We start from the raw sequence: 21,042 nt of genomic DNA on the forward strand, positions 1-21,042 counted from the left end.
GAAAAGTATAATAAATAAAAAAGCTCCGAATCAATCGGAGCTTTACTGTATTCAATGCTGCTACTATTATTTATTCTGTTCAAACGCGGCTTTGGCTGCATCTAAATGAGCAATGAATTTGGCAATATTAGGGTCGTATCCATATTTAATACTACTCAAAGGCTTCCCATTCAAATCGAGAAACATATACAAAGGTTGGGCATTAAAGCCAAACTGGGTAATTTCATAATCCAAATTCTTGTCTCCTTCTGTAATTACTTTATCACCATCCTTTTTTACGTACTGTTCTTTAACCGGTAAATCGGTAGATTCATCTACATAAAGACTAACCAATACAAAATTATCTTTCATCCGCTGCAATACTCCTGGATCCTTCCAAACTTCTTTTTCCATTTTACGACAGTTGGCACAACTATGTCCGGTAAAATCTAACATGATGGGCTTATTCAAAGCCTTGGCTGCAGCCATTCCCTCTTCTAAGGTAAAATACGCTACCAAACCATAAGGCACATGTAATTTGTCGGCTAATCGTTTGGGAGGTTCTGCAAGATTAACAGTAGTTGAAGATGGTGCTGGGGAACTTCCTATTTGATATTTTAGTGCATCTAAATTAAATTCTTGTGTTCCATCAGGAGGAATAAAACCACTTAAATGCCTTAGTGGTGCACCCCATAATCCTGGTAAAATATACAAGGCAAAAGAAAAAGAAGCAATAGCAAAAAATAATCTTGGAACAGATACAAAAGGCAAATCACTATCGTGTGAAAATTTCAGTTTTCCCAACAAATAAATACCTAATAAAACAAATATCACTATCCATAAAACCAAAAACACATCTCGGTCTAGTAATCTCCAATGATAAATCAAATCTACATTCGACAAGAATTTCAATGCTAAGGCTAATTCAATAAATCCAAAACTCACTTTTACTGAATTTAACCAGCCGCCACTTTTGGGCAATGATTGCAGCATGGAAGGAAAAAAAGCAAACAACGAAAAAGGCAATGCCAATCCTACCCCAAAGCCCAACATACCAATGATGGGCGCAGTACTTACACCACCGGTGCTGGTTTGTCCCAACAAAGTACCTACAATGGGGCCTGTACAAGAAAAAGAAACAATTACCAAAGTAAGAGCCATGAAAAAAATGCCGCCTAATCCACCTTTGCCTGCTTTTTGATCCGCCTTATTAGCCCAACTATTGGGTAGTTGTAATTCGAATGCGCCAAAAAAAGAAATGGCAAATACTAAGAATATAGCAAAGAATAATAAATTAGAAATAGCACTAGTGGAAATTTGGTAGAGTATATCATCTCCAAAAAGAAGCACTAATAATATGGTTGGCACTGTGTATATACCAATGATAGATAAAGAATACCATAACGCATTTTTTATACCAGCAGCTCTTGTTTTACTTCTTTTCAAAAAGAAACTAACTGTTACTGGAATAAGTGGAAATACACAAGGTGTAATTACTGCCAATAATCCAGTTAGAAAAGTCAATAAGAAAATTTGCCATAAAGTTTGATTGGCAATATCAGTATTGTCACCCTCACCAGCGTTGTTGGAAGGTAAAACTTCCACAGAAAAAGATTCGCTTCCAGTGGGAAATTCATCAGCACGTTTGCCCAACCAATTAAATGTTCCTTTTAATAAAGCGCTATCACTACTATTTACTTTTAAAAAATAAGTAAAGTTTGCACTGTCTTCGTAAACCCGATAAGCGGGTGCAGCCCCATTTTCAGAAGGAATTTGTAACAGCTTCCCTGTTTCTATTATTGAATCAGATTCGGTTGTATTGTCTAATTGCAAACTGGATACAAATTCATCTTCAACTGATTGTTTTTTTACACCAAATAATTGAAAACCCTTTTCAAATTTGGCACTAATAGTAAATTGTACCAAACTATCATTGGTTCGTTGGGTTGAAAAAACAAATTGCACAGGTGATTTATCCTGTGCAATGGTAGCTTTTGCTAATAATACAATTACCAGCAGGAATAATATTTTTTTCATACTACAATAGCTTAATATCAAATTGTTTTTTGGTAGGAGGCAAACACTGTTCATCGTCACATACCATATAATTCACATAGCCGGCAATATTGGTTTTGATGCCTGGTTTTACTTTCACCATTTGCGTATAAACCACTTTGCCACTATAAAACAGTACTTCCATTCCAAAAATCTTGTCATTAATTTTTTCCAGCTTTCCTGTTTCTTTTGTGTTGCCCATTTTTTTAGCCAATGGATTCGAATTGAAAACCACTTTAGTAGGAACTGGGCCCCCTGCAGGCATATTTTGAGAGTACATATGCCATGGCTTAGGCACATTGGCAGTAATGGTTACTTCATATGAATCTGCTGTTTTTTTCTTTGCCTCAAAAGTCCAAGCAACAGGGTCTTTAATTTGAGCAAAACCTAATTGCAATAGGCCAAGCGCAACAACAAATAAGAATATTTTTTTCATAGTATGATATTGACACTTTATTGGATAGATAACAACTTAAATACTTCTAAACCGTCTAGGTTTTGTAAAGCAGCATTCGTTGCTCGTTCAGGATGGGGCATCATTCCAAACACATTGTTTTGCTTGTTTCTGATACCTGCAATATTTCTTGCTGCACCATTAGGATTTGCATGATCTACAATATTTCCCAATTCATCTGAATACCTAAATAAAACTTGATCATTTTTTTCCAAATCGTTTAAAGTAGCTTCATCAGCATGAAACCTTCCCTCTCCGTGCGCAATAGGGATTTTTAGTGCCCCAGTAGCTGGATTGGTAATAAACACGTTTTTGCAAATAAATTGTTGATTCGCATTCTGTAATAACACACCTGGCAACAATCCACTTTCACAAAGAATTTGAAATCCATTACATACACCCAATACTTTTCCACCTTTATTGGCAAACTCTATTACAGACTGCATCATTGGGCTAAATCGGGCAATTGCTCCACAACGCAAATAATCGCCATATGAAAAACCACCTGGCAAAACAATACAATCATCGGTTGAAAAAGAAGATAAGTCTTTGTCTTTATGCCAAAGCATAATAACTTCTTTATTCAAATCTTGCTGCAAAGCATCTTGCATGTCTCTGTCGCAATTGGAACCTGGGAAAACGACCACACCTAACTTCATGTGTTTGTTAATTTAAGCTACAAAGGTACAATCCAGAAAGAGAAAGAATGCCTAAAATTTGACCAAATACCAATTATTATACATAATCACCCCAATAAGTACAAAAAATAGAAAATTCGGGAATAAAAGTCGTTTAGGGTAAGAAAAGGATGCAGATACAAATGCAGTAAATGGAACTAAACACAAAACAGCCGCATTTAAGCCAGCGTTATTAAAAATAAACGGTGCTGCAGTTAAAATAAAGCACATCACTAACAGTGCAGCCCAATTTTTTCGCATCTGAATAACCAATCTACTATTGAACTGTTGCCAACTAAAGAATCCAGCCAATAAGACCAATACTATTACCGACAACCCAGCAATTTCAGGATTACTTAACTGCTGAACAGGAACTGTCAACTCCATTTTTGGCAAAAATTGTCCAATCCTGTTTAATTCATCGGTTAAGTAAAGCCAAGATGCTAGAAAGTAAAACGGCAATGCGATGCCCATTAATAATGTAAACCACTCCTGTAGTTTAAAAGGACGCATAATACCTAATGCAAACAACACAACAACAATAAGAATTGCGGTAGGATGATAGCATAAAATAGTAAGACTAACCAATAATCCAATATTGAACAATAAAGTTTTAGGGGCAGGATGGTTGTATAACCTAGTTATTTTAATATAAATCCAAATCAATAAAAAATTAGCAATTAATGCAGGGCTAATAGCTGCCCATTGGGGTAATAAGCCAGTTAACAGCACATAACTCATTGCAACTGTATAACCCGAATTGGGAAACATTTTTTGTTCGGCCAGCAAGAAATTAAGTCGAATAGATTGCAATAGCACCACCGATATGTATATAAAAAAACCTGCTGTATAGACGCCTTCTTTTAAATATTGATTCAGCAGATATGCAAACCAACCGTCTTGATTATTCGCAACAACAGTTATAGGTGCAGTAAAGCCATGCAGGTGCACCAAGAGGCTCAATAGCACTAAAAAAACAATATTTATAATCGATTTATCTCTAAATAAAAATACCACAGTACTGCAAATTAATAATCTATTTTGGCAAAACAGGTATACCCTCTATACATGCAAGGTACAATGGCTTGTCGAGCCCCGGTTTGTTTGGAATGTCTGGGCATAAAATCATATCCTCTTTCCAAGTTTTTGATTGTAGGGTTTCGGTCAATTTGCCCCTGCGGAGAAAGGGATTGATCGGTTAAGATATTGTTTCGCTTGTCTTGAATATTAAACATGAATCTAATTTGATCGCCCGAATTAATGATTCCATATCCAATATAATTATCGGTATTATCGTCATATTGTGTTTTACGAATGATATTGCTCCATTCCATTTTACCATTGGGCTCAAAAGAGATAATGGCAATATTATCCGAGAAATATCGGGTAACACTATTAGGACCCATATTATTCATGCCCCATGGAGAACCCCATGGGTATGCATTTAAGCCAGAACCATAAGGATAATACCCACCTAATCCAATTCCTAACCCATTTCCAACATACGGATTAAAGAATGGAGAGCGATTCATCATATCCCAACGATTAAATGTATTCCCCCTTGCGCTCATATAGGCAGATTCTGCAATCATCATAAATCCACCATCTCTTCTTAAAATAAGGTTCTTTAAATAAAAATCATTGAAAGCGGTTTTAGCAGAACCTTCCCCCCTTACATCGGCTCTAAATTCTTCTGAAAAAACGGTAACCGCATTGAGGGTTTCGGTATTGGTTTGTTTATCCCACAACGAATAATACAATCCGTCTATATTGCCTCTTTTTTGTTTACTAAAAAAAGAAGTGATTAATATTTTCTTATTTAGGTTATCTATTTTAATTCGGGTATCATCTAAAAAGATGCTTTTTACTTTTAACTCGCTAATGGTAGAATTAATGCTGCCCAATGGTTTAATCACCAAGCTGACTTTGTTTATACTTTCATTGGTTGCAACACTCGATTCTCTCAAACAAACCAAATTACCATCGTTGTCTATACCAAATTCACCCAAATAATCATTTCGATCGGGCATGGCAATGGCAATTCTTACTTTCTCCAATTGTTTGAGCTCTTTATCGAAAACGCAAGAAGTAACCACATGCTCTTTTTCGTTGCGGGTGCTCACTTTAAAAGCAGCCATTTTTTGTTTGTCTTCGCTATTCACTACGGTATAAATTCTATTATTGGCCGTGTAACTCATTCCTGCAGTGGTATCCAACATTAAAGCCTCCCCCATTTTTTTACCATCGGATCCAATTTTGGCAGCCATGATATAGTAAATGTTTTTGAGCTGGTATTGATAAATAAAATAAGTAAAGTCGGGATAAGTAATAAAGTCGGTACCCAACACTTTTGCTCTATCTGGCAAAAAGTCTAGTTTCACTTTGTTACTCAATTTCATTTCTGCATCGTAAACAGAAAAAAAATGGTCGTCTCGCGCATTCTTATAAATTAGGTATTTGCCGCTGATTTTGCCTATTACTTCAAAATTGAGGGTTCTAGGGTCGTCCCGATCTGGTTCAGAATACGCTATACTTTGCGCAGAAACAGAAAAAATGCCCCCTAAAATCAACACCAAACAAAGCAGAAATGACCTTTTCATAAAAGCAATCTTTATATTATCAAATGTACGCTATGTACAGTTTATCTAGTTTATACAATTTACCCATACATTTGTTAAAGATCTAATTGCTTTAATGCTTCAAAGCCTGTTTTGTGAGTAAAAATATCAACAAAGTTTCCGCTGCCGGTCTCTTAATTGCCTTGGGAATTATATACGGCGACATTGGAACATCCCCTCTCTATGTTTTCAACGCAATCATTACCAATAGAGTCATTTCGGAAGAATTGATTATTGGAGCATTGTCTTGTATTATTTGGACAATTACTTTGCAAACTACAGTTAAATATGTTTTGCTTGTTTTAAATGCAGACAATAAAGGAGAGGGAGGAACATTTGCCTTGTATGCTTTAGTAAGGCGAAGAAAAAAATGGCTGGTAATACCTGCAATGATTGGCGGTGCAGCACTTTTAGCTGATGGAATTATTACCCCTCCCATCTCGGTTACATCGGCTATTGAAGGGTTAAAGGAGTTACCCGCTATGCGAAATATTGCTTCTAATACCATAGTTATTATTGTAATTGCCATATTAGCTGCTATCTTTTTCATGCAGCAATTTGGTACCGCCAGCATTGGAAAATTGTTTGGACCCATCATGTTTATTTGGTTTACGATGTTGGCTGTTTTAGGCATTTGGCAAATGGGTAATGATTTAAGTGTATTGAAAGCCTTAAATCCATACTATGCAATTAAATTATTGACACTTTATCCGAATGGATTTTGGCTACTAGGTGCAGTGTTTTTGTGTACAACAGGGGCAGAAGCTTTATATTCTGATTTGGGACATTGTGGTAGAAAAAACATAAGACTCTCTTGGATTTATGTAAAAGCATGTTTGTTATTGAATTATTTTGGACAGGGTGCGTTGTTATTGAGCAGCCATAAAGGATTGTTGGTAAATGCGGCCAATAAAGCGCAGTTCGGCATCAACGCCTTCTACGATTTAATGCCCCAATGGTTTATCATAGTGGGGGTAATTATTGCTACATCAGCCGCCATTATTGCTAGCCAAGCCATGATATCAGGATCATTTACCCTAATAAGTGAAGCCCTCCGATTAAATTTATGGCCAAAAATGAAAGTACGCTACCCTTCAGAAGAAAGGGGTCAATTATTTGTACCTGGTATAAACCTATTATTATTTGTTGGTTGCTTAGGAATTGTGCTTTACTTCAGAGAGTCTTCTAAAATGGAAGCTGCATATGGATTGGCTATTGTGGTGACCATGCTGAGTACAACAATTTTATACTCTAATTTTCTGGTACTCAAAAGAACTGCTTCTGTTTGGATTTATATTTTCTTATTTGGCTATTTAGCTTATGAGTCTGCATTCTTAATTGCATTGATGGAAAAATTTGTGCACGGAGGTTATGTTACTTTATTAGTGGGTGGTGCATTATTTGCAGTCATGTATGTTTGGTACAGAAGTAGAAAAATTAAAAACCGTTATGTTGAGTTTGTTCGCTTAGAGAATTATATTCCCATGATTCAAGAACTAAGCAACGATAAAAGTATTCCTAAATATGCCACCCACTTGGTTTATATGACCAGTGCCAATAACCATAATGAAATTGAGCACAAAATCATTTATTCTATTTTGAATAAAAAGCCTAAGAGAGCCGATATCTATTGGTTTGTACACGTAGACGTATTAGACGATCCTTATACCTGTGAATACAATGTTGAGCATATTATTCCCAATGATATCATCAGAATTGAATTCAGGTTGGGCTTTAGGGTAGAGCATAGAATCAACCTAATGTTCCGCAAAGTGGTAGAGGAATTGGTAAAGAACAAAGAAGTGAATATTACCAGCCGATACGAAAGCTTAGAAAAAAACAATATTGTAGGAGACTTTCAATTTATTGTTTTAGAGAAGTACTTGAGCCAAGACAATGAATTGCCTTTCTTAGAACGAATTGTAATGAAACTTTATTTCTGGCTAAAAGAAATCAGCTTAAGCGAAGAAAGAGGTTTTGGATTAGACCCCAGCAATGTGACTATTGAAAAGTTCCCTTTAATTGTTGCTCCAGTGGCCAACATGAAATTGAATAGGGTATTTCCAGAAGGAGAAGAAGCTTAAAAAACCATTTGTTCAAACAACCGAAAAAACAGAACTTACCGAAACATTCAACATTTCGGTTTGGGCACCATTCTACTTTACATTGTCATTGGCTATTTACTAATTGTATTGGTGGGCTATTTAATTCAAGAAAAGCTCATATTCAAGCCTGAAAAATTAGCTCAAGATTTTGAGTACAAATACGATGCTCCTTTTGATGAATTGTTTTTTGACATTACCGAAGGAGTTCGAATTAATGGGCTACATTTTTATGTAGACCAACCCAAGGGTCTGATTCTCTATTTTCATGGAAACTCAAGGAGCATTAAAGGATGGGCAAAATATGCCCGAGATTTTTATAGATACCAATATGATGTTGTACTAGTAGATTACAGGGGATTTGGTAAGAGTACAGGCAAAAGAAGTGAGCGTGAAATGTTGGCCGATATGCAATTTGTTTATGAAACGCTTAAGCAAAAATATCCTGAACACCATATTTTGGTTTATGGAAGAAGCTTAGGCAGCGGATTTGCCACCAAAATTGCAGCAGACAATTCTCCTCGCTATTTAATATTAGATGCCCCCTATTATAGTTTTATTAAAGTTGCAGAAAGATTTACGCCTTTTATTCCACATAAGCTAACCCTTCGATTTAAATTACAAACCGATCAATGGATTAAAAAAGTAAACTGCCATACTTATATTATTCATGGAACCAAAGACTGGTTGATTCCTATTAAACAGAGTAAAAAATTGCAAAAAATTAATCCACATAAGATTACCTTAATTAGTATTCATGGTGGTGGTCATAATAACCTGCCTTCCTTTAATGAGTACCACAATTTTATTAGAGATATTCTAAAATATTAAGTGAGCATTTGGCTTAACTTTGACTCGTGAAAAAAGTTGTCATTGTCTTTTATATCAAAATAGCCCTATTGCTCTATGCATTAGTTGGATCCCTCTTATTTATTTTTCAAGACCGATTATTGTTTCACCCTGAAGCGGTAGGTCAAAACAGCAGCTATCAGTTTAATCAACCCTACCAAGAGTCGGTAATTCCTTTAGATGCAAATACCCAATTTCATGTTGTCCATTTTACTGTGCCAGATTCTATTAGAAAAGGTTTGGTCTTATATTTTCATGGTAACAGAAAAAATATTGGCCATTACGCCCAGTTTGCTTCCAATTTTACCAAAAATAATTATGAAGTATGGATGATTGATTATCCTGGATTTGGCAAATCAATTGGGGAACTTACCGAAGAAAATTTATATGAGGGAGCATTGCAATTATACATGTTGGCCAAATTAAGATTCAAGCCTGCTGAAATAATTATTTACGGAAAGTCAATAGGAACAGGTATTGCCACACAGTTGGCTTCTGTTAGAGATTGTAAACACCTGATTTTAGAAACACCTTATTACAGCATGGAATCTTTATTGGGAAGGTATTTGTTTATGTACCCATTGAATAAACTCATGCACTTTAAATTTCCTAGCAACGAGTATATTCAGAAAGTAACTGCCCCAGTTACCATATTTCATGGCACCGATGATGGGGTGATTGCATATAGCAATGCGGAACTTTTTACCCAACACTTAAAGCAAGTAGATGAGTTTGTTACTATCGCCAACGGAACGCATGTGAACCTGAATAGCTTTAAGCTCATGCAAGACAAATTAAATTCTATTCTTCGCTAATGATTAGTTAAGCGGTTTCTTTTAGCTTAACTGTTTTTGCAGTAATACTTAATTCAAATTTTGCGCCTACTTTTAACGCATAATTTTCGGTATCATGGCTTACTGGGAATCCAAAACAAACTGGATAATTATATTCAGCAATATGTTCTTTTAATATGTCTTCAATGGTTTTTCCAAAAGGACGGGTAGTATCTTTTCGATCGGTAAATCCACCCAATATTAATCCATTGAGTTGGCCTAATATCCCGGATCTTTTTAGTTGAATGAACATTCGATCAATATTGTATGCATACTCTCCTACATCTTCTAAAAATAAAATGGCGCCCTTGGTTTTATACATCATATTAGAGCCTACCAAATGAGCAATCAATGCCAGGTTACCTCCCATCAATACACCGGTTGCCTTCCCCAATTGATTCATTGAATGCGCTGCACAACTGTATGATGCTTTAGTGCCTTTCAATGCTTTATGTAAAGACTGTACATAAGGCAGCTTTGCTCCCCCCTGATTAAATGCATTGGCCATGGGAGCATGCAATGAAGCAGTATTGCACCTAGTTAATAAATGCGCATGCAAAACGGTGATATCACTGAACCCAATAATCCATTTTGGATTTTTTTTGAAAGCAGCAAAATTAAGTTGATCAATAATTCTAGTAACGCCATAACCACCTCTTCCACAAAGAATCGCTTTAATAGATGGCTCGTTTAATAAGGCCTGCAATTCATCCCTACGCTCCTCATCTGTACCACTAAAATAATTGGCAGACTTGCTTCCTACCGTTTTACCAATCATCACCTGAAAGCCCCATTCTTGCAAGGTTTTAACACAGATTGCATTTTTTTTCTTTTCCATATAACCCGCAGGACAAGTGATGGCAATGGTGTCTCCTTTCTTTAAATAAGGTGGAATCTTGATCATGGCTATACTTCTGTTAATTGTACTAAGTTATTTTCAACCACTAATTGATGTGGCAAGCCGCACTTCAATGCAAAGTTGTTTTTGATATGACCTACCGGAAAATCAAAGCAAACCGGATAATTAAATGCCGCTACTTTTTCTTTAACAATGGTATATATATCTCTTCCAAAAGGTACAGCAGGATTGTCTACTTTAATATTACTAAAGCCCCCTACAATCAATCCTTTTAATTTAGCCAATTTTCCCGAGCGCAATAAATTGCAAAACATCCGATCAATATTGTACAAAGGTTCACCTACATCTTCTACAAATAAAATTTTTCCATCGGTATTAATCATGGAAGCCGAACCATTCAAGTTCTCAAGAATTTTTAAATTACCCCCTATTAAAATTCCTTTTGCAGTTCCAAGCCGATTATGCTCAACTGGAATGGAAGGATAGTTGATTTTTCTTCCCTCCAATGCATCTTTAATAGACAGTATACTTGCTTGCTGTACTTCATCTGCTGTAGCCCAATCCTTAGGGAAACTGCCACACATTTTAGAATGCAAACTAGCCACATGCAATACTTGATGCAAATGGCTATGCAACACAGTGATATCACTAAAACCAATGACCCATTTAGGGGATTGTTTAAACTCATTAAAATTCAATAAGTCTACCATTCTTACAGCACCATATCCACCTGTTGCACATAGAATTGCTTTGACTTGTGGATCATCTAACATTTGCTGAAAATCCGCAGCACGCTCAGCATCAGTGCCTCCAAAAGTATGATCCATCTTTCCAATGGTATTTCCTACTTTAATTGTATATCCCCAGCTTTGTATTAAATCAATAGAAGGCTGAATGGTTTCTAATAAGGAAAAACCTGCAGGGCAAGTAATACCAATGGTGTTCCCCGGCTGTAAATAAGGAGGGACTTTTATTTTTCTACTTTTATTTCCTGCAGCTGAAGCTAATGCAGGCAGGGCCATCAATCCCATTCCTGCCATATGCAAAAAGGACTGTCTTTTCATTTAATTATTTTTCTTGGGTTTAGGTTTGATCAAAACGCTATCTTTTTTTCTACCTGCATTGCGCAAAGATTGATCAATCAACATTTCAATTTGACCATTCACACTCCTAAACTCGTCTGCCGCCCATCTTTCGAGGGCGGCATACGTTTGTTGATCTATTCTTAAAACAAAAGATTTCTTACTCAAAACAATTCATTTAATTATTGATGCAGTGTTCCTGTATTCACTACTGGAGATACCGACCTATCGCCACAAAGCACCACCAATAAATTACTTACCATAACCGCTTTACGCTCTTCGTCTAATTCTACTACTTGTTTTTTAGACAACATATCTAATGCCATTTCAACCATGCCCACTGCACCTTCAACAATTTTACTGCGGGCTGAAACAATGGCCGTTGCTTGTTGACGCTGTAACATTGCTTGCGCAATTTCTGGCGCATAGGCCAAGTGGCTAATACGTGCTTCTTTAATTACAATGCCAGCCTTCAACATTCTTTCATTTAATTCAGACTCCAACATCGCAATCACTTTATCTCCACCATCTCGTAGTGTTACTGCAGCATGTTCATCATCAATACTATCGTAAGGACAAGTAGAAGCCATATGACGCAACGCCGCTTCACTTTGATTGGTCATATAACTAGAAAAGTTAACCACATCAAAACAAACTTTATAAGTGTCTTCAATTTGCCAAAGTATTACCGCAGCAATTTCAATGGGGTTACCCAATTTGTCGTTCACTTTTAACTTGGTACTTTCTAAGCTTTGCAAACGCAAAGAAACTTTTTGTTTGGTGTACAATGGATTTACAAAAAAGAGTCCATTGTCTTTTACCGTACCTACATACTTACCAAAAAAAGTAAGCACCACACTGGTGTTTGGTTGAACAACTACCAAACCCAATAGCAAAAAGAAGATTACTATAAAATCAATGATAGAGCCCCAAATAAGCACATATTTTAACCCATCCTCTGCTCCCTTTATTTGTGTGAGGGCATAAATACCTATCACCAATAAAATAGTAACCAATAACAAAACCAAAAACCCTTGCGCTGCTTTAATGGTCTTTTCCATAATTTTCATTTTAATATTAATATGATATCAAAATTATAGCATTTCTCGGAATTTCCAAATAAATCTGCTTTTAGTACCTTTGCCGCCTGCAACAAGCAGTTTAGACCATCAAGCAACCGAATATGAAGCAACCGAAGAGATATTTGATTACCGCAGCCCTACCCTATGCCAATGGATTGAAACATATAGGCCACTTGGCCGGAGCATACCTTCCTGCAGACATTTATGTGCGCTATTTAAGGGCCCAAAAAAGAGACGTGGTATTTGTATGCGGTAGCGATGAACACGGCACAGCCATTCCAATTCAGGCTACCAAAGAAGGCACCACTGCACAAGCCATTATAGATAAGTACCATCCTATTATAGAGCAAAATTTTAACGATTTAGGTATCTCTTTTGATATTTATCATAGAACCAGCTCTCCTATTCATCATGAAACTGCTAGTGAATTTTTTACTGCGTTGAATAATAAAGGCGATTTAATTACCAAAGAGTCAGAACAGTATTATGATGAACAGGCACAAAGCTTTTTAGCAGACCGATACATTAAAGGAACCTGCCCCAACTGCGGGTTTCAAGCCGCATACGGAGATCAGTGCGAAAGCTGTGGAAAGAGTTTAAGCCCAGATGAATTGATTAATCCGGTAAGCACTTTAAGTGGCAATACACCAGTTAAAAAATTAACCAAGCACTGGTACCTACCTCTAGACAGGCACGAAGATTTTTTACGTAAATGGATCATTGAAGAGCATGGCAATGATTGGCGTTCAACGGTTGTAGGTCAATGTAAGAGTTGGATTGATGGAGGCTTGCAACCCAGGGCAGTTACCCGCGACTTAGATTGGGGTGTTGCATTGCCTGATGATGTAGAAGGCGGCAAAGGCAAAGTGTTGTACGTGTGGTTTGATGCACCCATTGGCTATATCAGTGCCACCAAACAATGGGCATTGAATACCGGAAAAGATTGGAGACCTTATTGGGAAGACCAAGACACCAAGCTGATTCATTTTATAGGAAAAGACAATATCGTTTTCCATTGCATTATTTTCCCCGTGATGTTGCAATTACACGGAAATATTTTACCCACCAATGTCCCTGCCAACGAATTCATGAATTTGGAAGGAGACAAAATGAGTACCAGTAGAAACTGGAAACTCGAAATGGAAGACTATATTAACGATTTTATTAAGCCAGCAAATGGGGGATCACAGCTGGCGGATACTTTGAGGTATTACTTAACTGCCATTGCACCCGAAAGCAAAGACAGTGAATTTACATGGAAGGGGTTTCAAGATGCCAACAACAGCGAGTTGGTAAGCATATTCGGCAACTTCATTAACCGAGCATTGGTATTGATGCACAAACTATGCAATGGAAAAGTACCACCATTGCACAATGAATTGTTAGATGAATTAGATCATGCAACCATTGAAGCCATTCAACAGTCGAAAGAAAAAATTGAACAATTATTAGAAGACTATAAATTCAGGGATGCCCAATTTGAAGTGATTAATTTGGCTAGAATTGGCAATCAATACATGCAGAAAAAAGAGCCCTGGATTTTGGCTAAGCAATTAGCTGAAAACCCAGCTGCACAACAATTAATCAACAACTGTTTGCATATCTGTTTACAGTTAACGGCCAACCTAGCTATACTGTCTAATCCTTTCTTGCCCTTTACTGCAAAGAAAATTTGTTACTTGTTAAAAGTAGTAGACAAGATATTGGATTGGGAAAATGCAGGCAGCATGAAATTATTAAGTGTAGGCTATAGTTTACGTGCTCCAGAATTATTGTTCCGCAAAATAGAAGACGAAGAAATCACCATACAAATTGAAAAATTAAAAGCCGCTGCTGTGAATAAAGAAAGCATTACTACTACTAGCAACACCAATAATAACCAGAGCGTTGACACCGCAACAGCAATCACTGGCGAATCTGCAGATAAATCACCTGTTAAACCCGAAATCGTTTTTGATGATTTTGCGAAGATTGATTTAAAAGTAGGAACTATTGTTACTGCTGAAAAAGTAGAGAAAGCCGATAAGCTATTGAAATTACAAGTAGACCTTGGCTTCGAAACCCGTACCATTGTTTCAGGTATAGCCATGCACTTTGCACCAGAAGCGATTGTGGGCAAACAAGTAACCGTAGTTTGCAACTTGGCGCCACGCAAAATGCGCGGCATCGAAAGCAACGGCATGATTTTAATGGCCGAAGATGCCAATGGCAAACTGCATTTTATAAATCCAGAAGACCCAATTAATCCAGGAAGCGGAGTAAGCTAAATGTTAAGCTTGTTCGATTAGTTCAAAGTCAATACCAGTGCAACCTAAAGATTGAATTTCATCTTTAACATTTTGGGAAATGTAATAACCAACACCACCTCCTTTAATAGAAGATAAAATGATTAAATCATCTTGAGCCGTTTGCTTAAGAACTAATTTATAAATAAATAATGATGAATCTCCTTCAACTAATTTTTCTTTTGCAGTTAGAAACTCATGATAATTGTTAACCATTATTTCTTGGTCGTTTTTAACCATCCAATACTTAATTTGGCATTCTGAAAAATTGATGACATCAGGATTTGTACACTCAATTATATTCGTAATCCAATAACCTTCTATTTCTTTCTGCTTTTGAATCATTTTTATAGGTATAAATTCGATATTTTTTTTGGAATATTTTTCCAAAATAGTTTTAAGTTTAGTACTTATTGTTAGTCTAAAAGCTGAGCCAAAATAATTAGCTGAAATCAAATCTGTAAGTTTAGCTTTTGATCTTAACTTTGGAATAGCAGTTACTACATTTTGAGGGACTTTTTTAAAATTCCATTGATTAATAAATAATGGATCCCAAATATCAATAGGATAAATAGCGCCATTTGTGTGTTCCAAAGTTTTCGTTCCTATGACAGATTCAGAAAGGTTATATGTAATCTTAAAATACATTTTTAAAAATTTAGATAATCCACGTGCACACCTGGACTATTTTCTATTGCATTAACAATACGTGTCGTAAGTTCCATTAATTTTTGTTTTGCTTGAGTAGGAGTTAAATTTGGATTGGCAATTAATATATCATTCATTGCGGTTTCAATTTTATTAGCATAAAGGTTGTGATTTCCACTATTTAACTCTTTTGCAATAGCCTTACCATTTTGCACTGCATCATTTGGATCAAAACCAGCTCGAAATGCTAGCTGCATTAGTGGATTCTCCTGAACTCTAGAATGAAAAGGGATTAAATGATGAGCTATCTGACCTACATTTACATTTAGTGCCCTATTAAAAGCAGTTTGGCTCTTCCGATGAATTCGAAAAAGTCCATTTGCATTTTTTACAGCTATAATTTTATTAAAGTTTTTAATTAGTTTTACTGTACTAGAAGCATATCCAGCTACAGGAACAGCAGCAAGAGTACTAAGTAAAGCATTTGTATTATCGCCCTCCAATTTATATAAAACGCCATTCGCTATATCAAATATTTCGCCTCCAAAAGGAACAAGTCCTATCAAATCAAAGGCGGTATGAAATATTTCACTATATACTTTTAAACCTAGTCTCCAATTCGGCAACCTAGAAGAGATTGGCAATAGATCATTTTGTTGCTTTAATAACGAAAATTGAACTGCTTTCTCTAAGTAAAACTTAAGAAAAGTAAGTGGTAAGGGTTGGGTTAATTCATTAGGTAATCGCGGTTGTATTTTTAAATTAAAAAAATCTTCACTTATAAATTCATCATTAGCTACGCCATCTTGAATTGCTTCGATCATTATATCTAAAGCAACTAAATCTTCAAAATCACCTGAGCTTTGTAAAAATTCTTCCAACAAACCAGAAACATAGGATCCACTAATTTTATTTTGCTCTAGGGCTACTAAAACCTTATTAGCTGCACTGATAATTGTCTCGGAAAATCCTCCCCGATGTAAAGCATTTTCAATTGTAGTCATTAATAAATCATCGCTGGACAAATATGCAATTGAACTTGGCGAATTTCCCAAAAAAATCATTCTTGCCAAAAATTCAGCTTTTCGAATATTTTCAGGGATTTGTGTATTTCCCCAAAATGGTTGACTTGGGTCTTCTAGGTATGCACCACCACCTGTATAAGTGCCTCCATTAGTATTACCTGTATTAGTCTGAACCCAATTTACTCCACTAAATAAATTTCCATATCCATTAGGCAAAAGGCTCCCAAAATCAAGTGATGTGCCTCCACCACCATTATTATTTGTACTTGAATGCACAATAACTTCAGGTAATACATTTTGTGTGCTACAGGGTTGATAATAATTGTACGTAACATTAAAGGTACTTCCATCATTTCTTGTAAATGCAACCACAATTGATCCAATGAATTCTAAACAAATTGTAGGGAAAGGAATTACCTTAACTTGAATTGAATTTGATACTATACCCCCTATAGATTCATTTTCCTTTTTACCAAAACTTAAATTCACGTCTTTGTAGCCATACCCTTTAGTACTTGGGGATATCGCACTTATACTTTTACCATTTATTATCTTTTCAAAAAATAAGTGTATACCAAGTATGACATTGTCTGCCGACTTTTGAATAGCATTTCCAGTCTTTTGGCTTTCAATAATTGAAGACTTATTATAAGTATTATAAGCATAACTACTGTCACTTCTTTTTAAACAAAAAACGTATGACTTTACTTCATTTGTAAGAGTGTCTAGTAATGGGATATAAGCAATTCCAGAATTTAGATTAAAATCGTTTACAGCATTGTCATATTTACTGATCAGATTATTTGATTTTTTATTAATTCCTACCCCTGAAAAACTTCCAACCGCTTTCTCCCAATTAGGAAATCCATTTTTTATTGCAGTTGCAACAATAAAAGGATTTTGCTTTTCCCTTTTTCTTAAATCAGATACAATGGCTTTTATAAATTCAGGGGCATCGTCTCGAACTGATAAAAATTTATTAATGATTTTTTCATCATTTTGAAAATTACTTTTTAGAACAAAATCATTACTTTTTTTGCATCCGCAAAAAAATGATACAAAAAGAGAAGAAAATATTAATGTTCTAAGTAAACTAAGGAAATTAATCACTTTCATTACAGAAAATTTTGTAATTCAAAAGTAATCCTCAATTAGGATGAACAATTAAATCTATATTAAGGTTTTATTAAGTAAATGAATTCACTTAATACCCCTATGAGTAAATTTAAACACTACACTTTATCAAAACTCAAACACTCTTTTAATTCTTTCTCTGTGTAAGCCAATTTGTATTGCTTCAACACTTCATCTGGCACCCCATTCCATTGATTGGGCGCATTACCTACATAGCCTAAATCTTTGATACCAATTTCAGTAGTATAGAAACCAGTGGTTACTAAATCGCGCATTAAGTTAAAGAAGGAAACCCCTTGTGCCAATTCCTTTGCTGCTTTTTCTGGATAAGCAATACTATCAACTACCGATATTTGTTGGGCTGCGGTCAAGTTCACAAATGCTTTTTCGTAAAGCTTATAACAATGCAAGTCTAGCCAGCGCAATCCACCACGCAATGGGGTTTGATGCGAAGGCATATCTTTTACTATGAACTCTATAAACTCTGGCACTTTAGCATCACTGGCACTTCCACTTACTTCGTCTTTGGGCATAATAATATCGCCCAGTACAGTAATAGTAGCCATTTCATGTTCGTTGAAGAAGTTGGCTTCCTTGGCCATTTTGGCTAAGTAAGCTTTCTCTTCTTGCATGCGATCATCTAATGATGCATCAGCTGAGCCAGCTATATTTTTTTTATCGGCACTGGTGCAGGCTTCTACCAAAACACCGGCACCAACGGTGCCAATCATCAGTGCCTTAATCGATTTTCTCCTGTCCATCTTATAAGTTTTGTTTTTTCATTTCGTCAATAATGTATTCGCTTGCACGCATGCTTAAAGCAAGGATGGTCCAAGTGATATTTTTATCTGCCTGAGAAACAAACTGTGATCCATCTACACAAAACAAGGTTTTGCAATCGTGTGCCTGACTAAACTTGTTTAAGGCAGATGTTTTTTTGTCGTTACCCATTCTTACTGTACCTGCTTCGTGAATAATATTTCCTGGATTAGACAAGCCATAATTATTAGAAGCATCATCGTCTGCACCCCAAGTAATGATTGCTCCCATATTGTGCATGATCTCTTTGAATGTTTCCTTCATATGCTTAGCCTGATTAATTTCATACTCCGAATGACGGGTATTGAATCTTAAAACAGGTATACCATATTTATCTACCACGGTTGGATCTATTTCACAATAATTTTTGATATCTGGTACAGACTCTCCTCTACCTGCCATACCCACACCTGCTCCGTAAAAAAAGCGGACGTCTTCTTTTAAAGAAGATCCATATCCCCCCGCATCCTTGGTTTTACCATTCACTTGGTATTTGCCATTCAATCCTTGCATACCCATTCCAAATCCATAAGCTGGTTGGCTCATGCCTCCCCAATACTCAATATGGTAGCCTCTTGGGAAATCCAATTTTTTATTGTCTAACCACCATGGCGTATAAATATGCATACCGCCAACTCCATCTTCGTTGTAACGCTTTCTACCAAAGAGTTCTGGCAATACACCACCCAATGCTGCACCAGTAGAATCATGCAAATATTTTCCTACTACATTGCTGTCGTTGGCCAATCCATTTGGATGTCTTTTAGACTTAGAGTTTAATAATAAACGGGCGGTTTCACAAGTACTCGCGGCTAAAATCACCACGCGACCATTTACTTGGTATTCTAAATTGTCTACTTTATTTACATAAGAAATACCTGTTGCTAAGCCTTCCGAATTCGTGATTACTTCACGCGCCATGGCTTGTGTAATTACGTCTACATTCCCTGTTTTTACTGCAGGCTTTACCAATACAGATCCAGATGAAAAATCTCCGTACACTTTACAACTTCTATTACACTGGGCACAGAAAAAACAGGCCCCTCGCTCTTCATTAATTTTTTTCGTTAAGATAGATAAGCGAGAAGGGATCACAGGAACACCCACACCTGTTGCTGCTTTTTTAATCATCAACTCATGTAAGCGGGGTTTGGGTGGCGGTAGAAAAATACCATCTGGATCATTTTCTAATCCCTCATTGCTACCAAATACCCCAATCAATTTATCTACTTTATCGTAGTAAGGTTTTACGTCTTCATAACCAATTGGCCAATCTTCGCCTAAACCATCAATGCTCTTTCTTTTAAAATCTTTGGGGCCAAAACGGAGGGATATACGCCCCCAGTGATTGGTACGTCCACCCATCATACGGGCACGCCACCACTCAAATTTCTGACTGCCTGGTGCTTGGGTATAAGGTTCTCCATCAATCTCCCATCCCCAGTAACAGCCATCAAAATCACCAAAGGGACGGTACTTGGTGCTCGCACCTCTTCGGGGTGATTCCCATGGATTTTTTAATTGAGATGAATTTACTGCGGGATCATAGTCTTCTCCTGCTTCCAGCAAACAAACTTTTAATCCAGCTTTAGACAAAGTGTATGCCGCCATACCGCCACCAGCTCCTGAACCCACAATAACTACATCGTATTGCTTAGGTTGTTTTTTAATTTGAAAATCTCCCATATCGCTTTTTTAGTCTTGGTCGTTAGAACTATGAATGTACCAATTTTAATGGTATTGCCGATTAGTTTTTGATGAATGTATGCTGCTTATTTTACGAAGTACTCATTAGGAAATGATCGCATTGTTGTCATTCGAATATCCAAGGGAATATCTTTCGCTATTACTTTATTGGTCTTATTATCTACAACGGTCCACAATGGATAGTCATAATCTTTAGACACTAGTTTTAAACTGCCGTTTACCCAATTGTATAGGTTGAAAACCCAATAGTTCTGACCATTGTAATTGGTACTGGCACAGCCAATAATTTCAGGAAGGCCATCTCCGTTTAAATCGTATTCTTTCTCAGTTGAAAAATCTACAAAACTCAATACACGGTATTTGCTTTGTTGGCTTATTAAGAACACTTTGTAATTCAATAGTGCTGTAGTACCCTTTTCAATTGTCCGTATTCTGAATTTAATATCAGGCATGCCATCCTTGTTAAAGTCTGCAAACTCAGCAATAGGAATCAAATTTTTTATCCAAAAAGGCACCAAGATTTTTTGAATCACTTTATTGTCTTTATAAAAAAACATCATCGACTCTTCTAATTTGGCTTTTTGTTCCACTACTACTACAGAATCAATATTGAACCCTTTTTGTGCTTTCAAATCAATCTTGACTACTTTCAATTTCACTAATGTGTCTTTAATGGTTGGTATAGTTGTTTTGGTATAAACAATCGGTTTCGATTTACTAAAAAGGGTTTGAGAAAAAATAGTGGTCCCCATTAATAAGGCACAAAGAAGAAAGAAAAATTTACGCATAAACTGGTTTGATTCCCCAATTTAAAAAAAGCATTGGGATAGTCCC

The 21,042-nt window shown here is 36.3% G+C and carries 18 protein-coding genes; 4 read left to right on the plus strand and 14 right to left on the minus strand.

Going from position 1 to position 21,042, the window contains the following annotated elements:
• Positions 1 to 66: 66 nt before the first annotated feature.
• The 5 genes from Q8S25_RS04965 to Q8S25_RS04985 are packed head-to-tail and all read right to left on the minus strand — an operon-like array spanning position 67 to position 5,765.
• A complete protein-coding gene (locus Q8S25_RS04965; protein ID WP_305535445.1) occupies positions 67 to 2,016 on the minus strand; it encodes a protein-disulfide reductase DsbD in 1,950 nt (649 codons plus the stop codon).
• A 1-nt stretch (position 2,017) separates the two neighbouring features.
• Positions 2,018 to 2,470, minus strand: a complete 453-nt coding sequence (locus tag Q8S25_RS04970; protein WP_305535447.1) for a protein-disulfide reductase DsbD domain-containing protein — start codon at positions 2,468 to 2,470, stop codon at positions 2,018 to 2,020.
• Between the two features lie 17 nt (positions 2,471 to 2,487).
• On the minus strand, positions 2,488 to 3,147 hold the full coding sequence (purQ, locus tag Q8S25_RS04975; protein WP_305535449.1) for a phosphoribosylformylglycinamidine synthase subunit PurQ: 660 nt from the start codon (positions 3,145 to 3,147) through the stop codon (positions 2,488 to 2,490).
• Positions 3,148 to 3,198: 51 nt separating this feature from the next.
• Positions 3,199 to 4,182: a DUF6427 family protein gene (locus Q8S25_RS04980; protein ID WP_305535451.1), complete on the minus strand. Its 984-nt coding sequence runs from the start codon at positions 4,180 to 4,182 to the stop codon at positions 3,199 to 3,201.
• Positions 4,183 to 4,193: 11 nt separating this feature from the next.
• A complete protein-coding gene (locus tag Q8S25_RS04985; RefSeq protein ID WP_305535453.1) occupies positions 4,194 to 5,765 on the minus strand; it encodes a hypothetical protein in 1,572 nt (523 codons plus the stop codon).
• Between the two features lie 113 nt (positions 5,766 to 5,878).
• Here Q8S25_RS04985 and Q8S25_RS04990 point away from each other — a divergent pair, with 113 nt between their 5' ends.
• From Q8S25_RS04990 to Q8S25_RS05000, 3 genes are read left to right on the plus strand one after another with little or no spacing between them, the layout of a single operon-like run.
• Positions 5,879 to 7,867 (plus strand): KUP/HAK/KT family potassium transporter, encoded by a 1,989-nt coding sequence (locus Q8S25_RS04990; protein ID WP_305535455.1) that lies wholly within the window; start codon positions 5,879 to 5,881, stop codon positions 7,865 to 7,867.
• Between the two features lie 60 nt (positions 7,868 to 7,927).
• Positions 7,928 to 8,716, plus strand: a complete 789-nt coding sequence (locus Q8S25_RS04995) for an alpha/beta hydrolase (RefSeq protein ID WP_305535457.1) — start codon at positions 7,928 to 7,930, stop codon at positions 8,714 to 8,716.
• A 26-nt stretch (positions 8,717 to 8,742) separates the two neighbouring features.
• Positions 8,743 to 9,549 carry an alpha/beta hydrolase gene (locus tag Q8S25_RS05000; protein WP_305535459.1) on the plus strand — a complete coding sequence of 269 codons (807 nt, stop codon included), beginning with the start codon at positions 8,743 to 8,745 and terminating at the stop codon, positions 9,547 to 9,549.
• Between the two features lie 7 nt (positions 9,550 to 9,556).
• On the opposite strand, the gene Q8S25_RS05005 is transcribed toward Q8S25_RS05000, so the two are convergent.
• From Q8S25_RS05005 to Q8S25_RS05020, 4 genes are read right to left on the minus strand one after another with little or no spacing between them, the layout of a single operon-like run.
• Positions 9,557 to 10,471, minus strand: coding sequence for an LD-carboxypeptidase (locus Q8S25_RS05005; RefSeq protein ID WP_305535461.1), 915 nt, complete (start codon positions 10,469 to 10,471; stop codon positions 9,557 to 9,559).
• 2 nt (positions 10,472 to 10,473) lie between these two features.
• Positions 10,474 to 11,490: an LD-carboxypeptidase gene (locus Q8S25_RS05010; RefSeq protein ID WP_305535463.1), complete on the minus strand. Its 1,017-nt coding sequence runs from the start codon at positions 11,488 to 11,490 to the stop codon at positions 10,474 to 10,476.
• Positions 11,491 to 11,676 carry an Arc family DNA binding domain-containing protein gene (locus Q8S25_RS05015; RefSeq protein WP_305535465.1) on the minus strand — a complete coding sequence of 62 codons (186 nt, stop codon included), beginning with the start codon at positions 11,674 to 11,676 and terminating at the stop codon, positions 11,491 to 11,493.
• Positions 11,677 to 11,690: 14 nt separating this feature from the next.
• Positions 11,691 to 12,569, minus strand: a complete 879-nt coding sequence (locus Q8S25_RS05020; protein ID WP_305535467.1) for an SPFH domain-containing protein — start codon at positions 12,567 to 12,569, stop codon at positions 11,691 to 11,693.
• 122 nt (positions 12,570 to 12,691) lie between these two features.
• Here Q8S25_RS05020 and metG point away from each other — a divergent pair, with 122 nt between their 5' ends.
• Positions 12,692 to 14,857 carry a methionine--tRNA ligase gene (metG, locus tag Q8S25_RS05025; protein WP_305535469.1) on the plus strand — a complete coding sequence of 722 codons (2,166 nt, stop codon included), beginning with the start codon at positions 12,692 to 12,694 and terminating at the stop codon, positions 14,855 to 14,857.
• Positions 14,858 to 14,860: 3 nt separating this feature from the next.
• Here the strand turns inward: metG and Q8S25_RS05030 are convergent, their stop codons facing one another.
• The 5 genes from Q8S25_RS05030 to Q8S25_RS05050 all read right to left on the minus strand — a co-directional run bounded on the left by Q8S25_RS05030 (position 14,861) and on the right by Q8S25_RS05050 (position 20,996).
• Entirely contained in the window at positions 14,861 to 15,523 is a 663-nt protein-coding gene (locus Q8S25_RS05030) for a hypothetical protein (protein WP_305535471.1), read from the minus strand.
• A 2-nt stretch (positions 15,524 to 15,525) separates the two neighbouring features.
• On the minus strand, positions 15,526 to 17,664 hold the full coding sequence (locus Q8S25_RS05035; RefSeq protein WP_305535473.1) for an AHH domain-containing protein: 2,139 nt from the start codon (positions 17,662 to 17,664) through the stop codon (positions 15,526 to 15,528).
• A gap of 116 nt (positions 17,665 to 17,780) precedes the next feature.
• Positions 17,781 to 18,443 (minus strand): gluconate 2-dehydrogenase subunit 3 family protein, encoded by a 663-nt coding sequence (locus Q8S25_RS05040; protein WP_305535475.1) that lies wholly within the window; start codon positions 18,441 to 18,443, stop codon positions 17,781 to 17,783.
• Between the two features lies 1 nt (position 18,444).
• Complete coding sequence (locus tag Q8S25_RS05045) at positions 18,445 to 20,187, minus strand: GMC oxidoreductase (protein ID WP_305535477.1); 1,743 nt, start codon at positions 20,185 to 20,187, stop codon at positions 18,445 to 18,447.
• Between the two features lie 86 nt (positions 20,188 to 20,273).
• Positions 20,274 to 20,996, minus strand: a complete 723-nt coding sequence (locus Q8S25_RS05050; RefSeq protein ID WP_305535480.1) for a hypothetical protein — start codon at positions 20,994 to 20,996, stop codon at positions 20,274 to 20,276.
• Between the last annotated feature and the right edge of the window lie 46 nt (positions 20,997 to 21,042).

Origin of the sequence: Sediminibacterium sp. (assembly GCF_030695065.1) — a bacterium.
Taxonomy (GTDB): Bacteria; Bacteroidota; Bacteroidia; order Chitinophagales; family Chitinophagaceae; genus Sediminibacterium.

Coding starts and splice junctions, on each gene's coding strand:
- Q8S25_RS04965 (WP_305535445.1), bottom strand. CDS start 2,016: ATGAAAAAAATATTATTCCTGCTGGTAATTGTATTATTAGCAAAAGCT.
- Q8S25_RS04970 (WP_305535447.1), bottom strand. CDS start 2,470: ATGAAAAAAATATTCTTATTTGTTGTTGCGCTTGGCCTATTGCAATTA.
- purQ (WP_305535449.1), bottom strand. CDS start 3,147: ATGAAGTTAGGTGTGGTCGTTTTCCCAGGTTCCAATTGCGACAGAGAC.
- Q8S25_RS04985 (WP_305535453.1), bottom strand. CDS start 5,765: ATGAAAAGGTCATTTCTGCTTTGTTTGGTGTTGATTTTAGGGGGCATT.
- Q8S25_RS05005 (WP_305535461.1), bottom strand. CDS start 10,471: ATGATCAAGATTCCACCTTATTTAAAGAAAGGAGACACCATTGCCATC.
- Q8S25_RS05010 (WP_305535463.1), bottom strand. CDS start 11,490: ATGAAAAGACAGTCCTTTTTGCATATGGCAGGAATGGGATTGATGGCC.
- Q8S25_RS05020 (WP_305535467.1), bottom strand. CDS start 12,569: ATGGAAAAGACCATTAAAGCAGCGCAAGGGTTTTTGGTTTTGTTATTG.
- metG (WP_305535469.1), top strand. CDS start 12,692: ATGAAGCAACCGAAGAGATATTTGATTACCGCAGCCCTACCCTATGCC.
- Q8S25_RS05030 (WP_305535471.1), bottom strand. CDS start 15,523: ATGTATTTTAAGATTACATATAACCTTTCTGAATCTGTCATAGGAACG.
- Q8S25_RS05035 (WP_305535473.1), bottom strand. CDS start 17,664: ATGAAAGTGATTAATTTCCTTAGTTTACTTAGAACATTAATATTTTCT.
- Q8S25_RS05040 (WP_305535475.1), bottom strand. CDS start 18,443: ATGGACAGGAGAAAATCGATTAAGGCACTGATGATTGGCACCGTTGGT.
- Q8S25_RS05045 (WP_305535477.1), bottom strand. CDS start 20,187: ATGGGAGATTTTCAAATTAAAAAACAACCTAAGCAATACGATGTAGTT.
- Q8S25_RS05050 (WP_305535480.1), bottom strand. CDS start 20,996: ATGCGTAAATTTTTCTTTCTTCTTTGTGCCTTATTAATGGGGACCACT.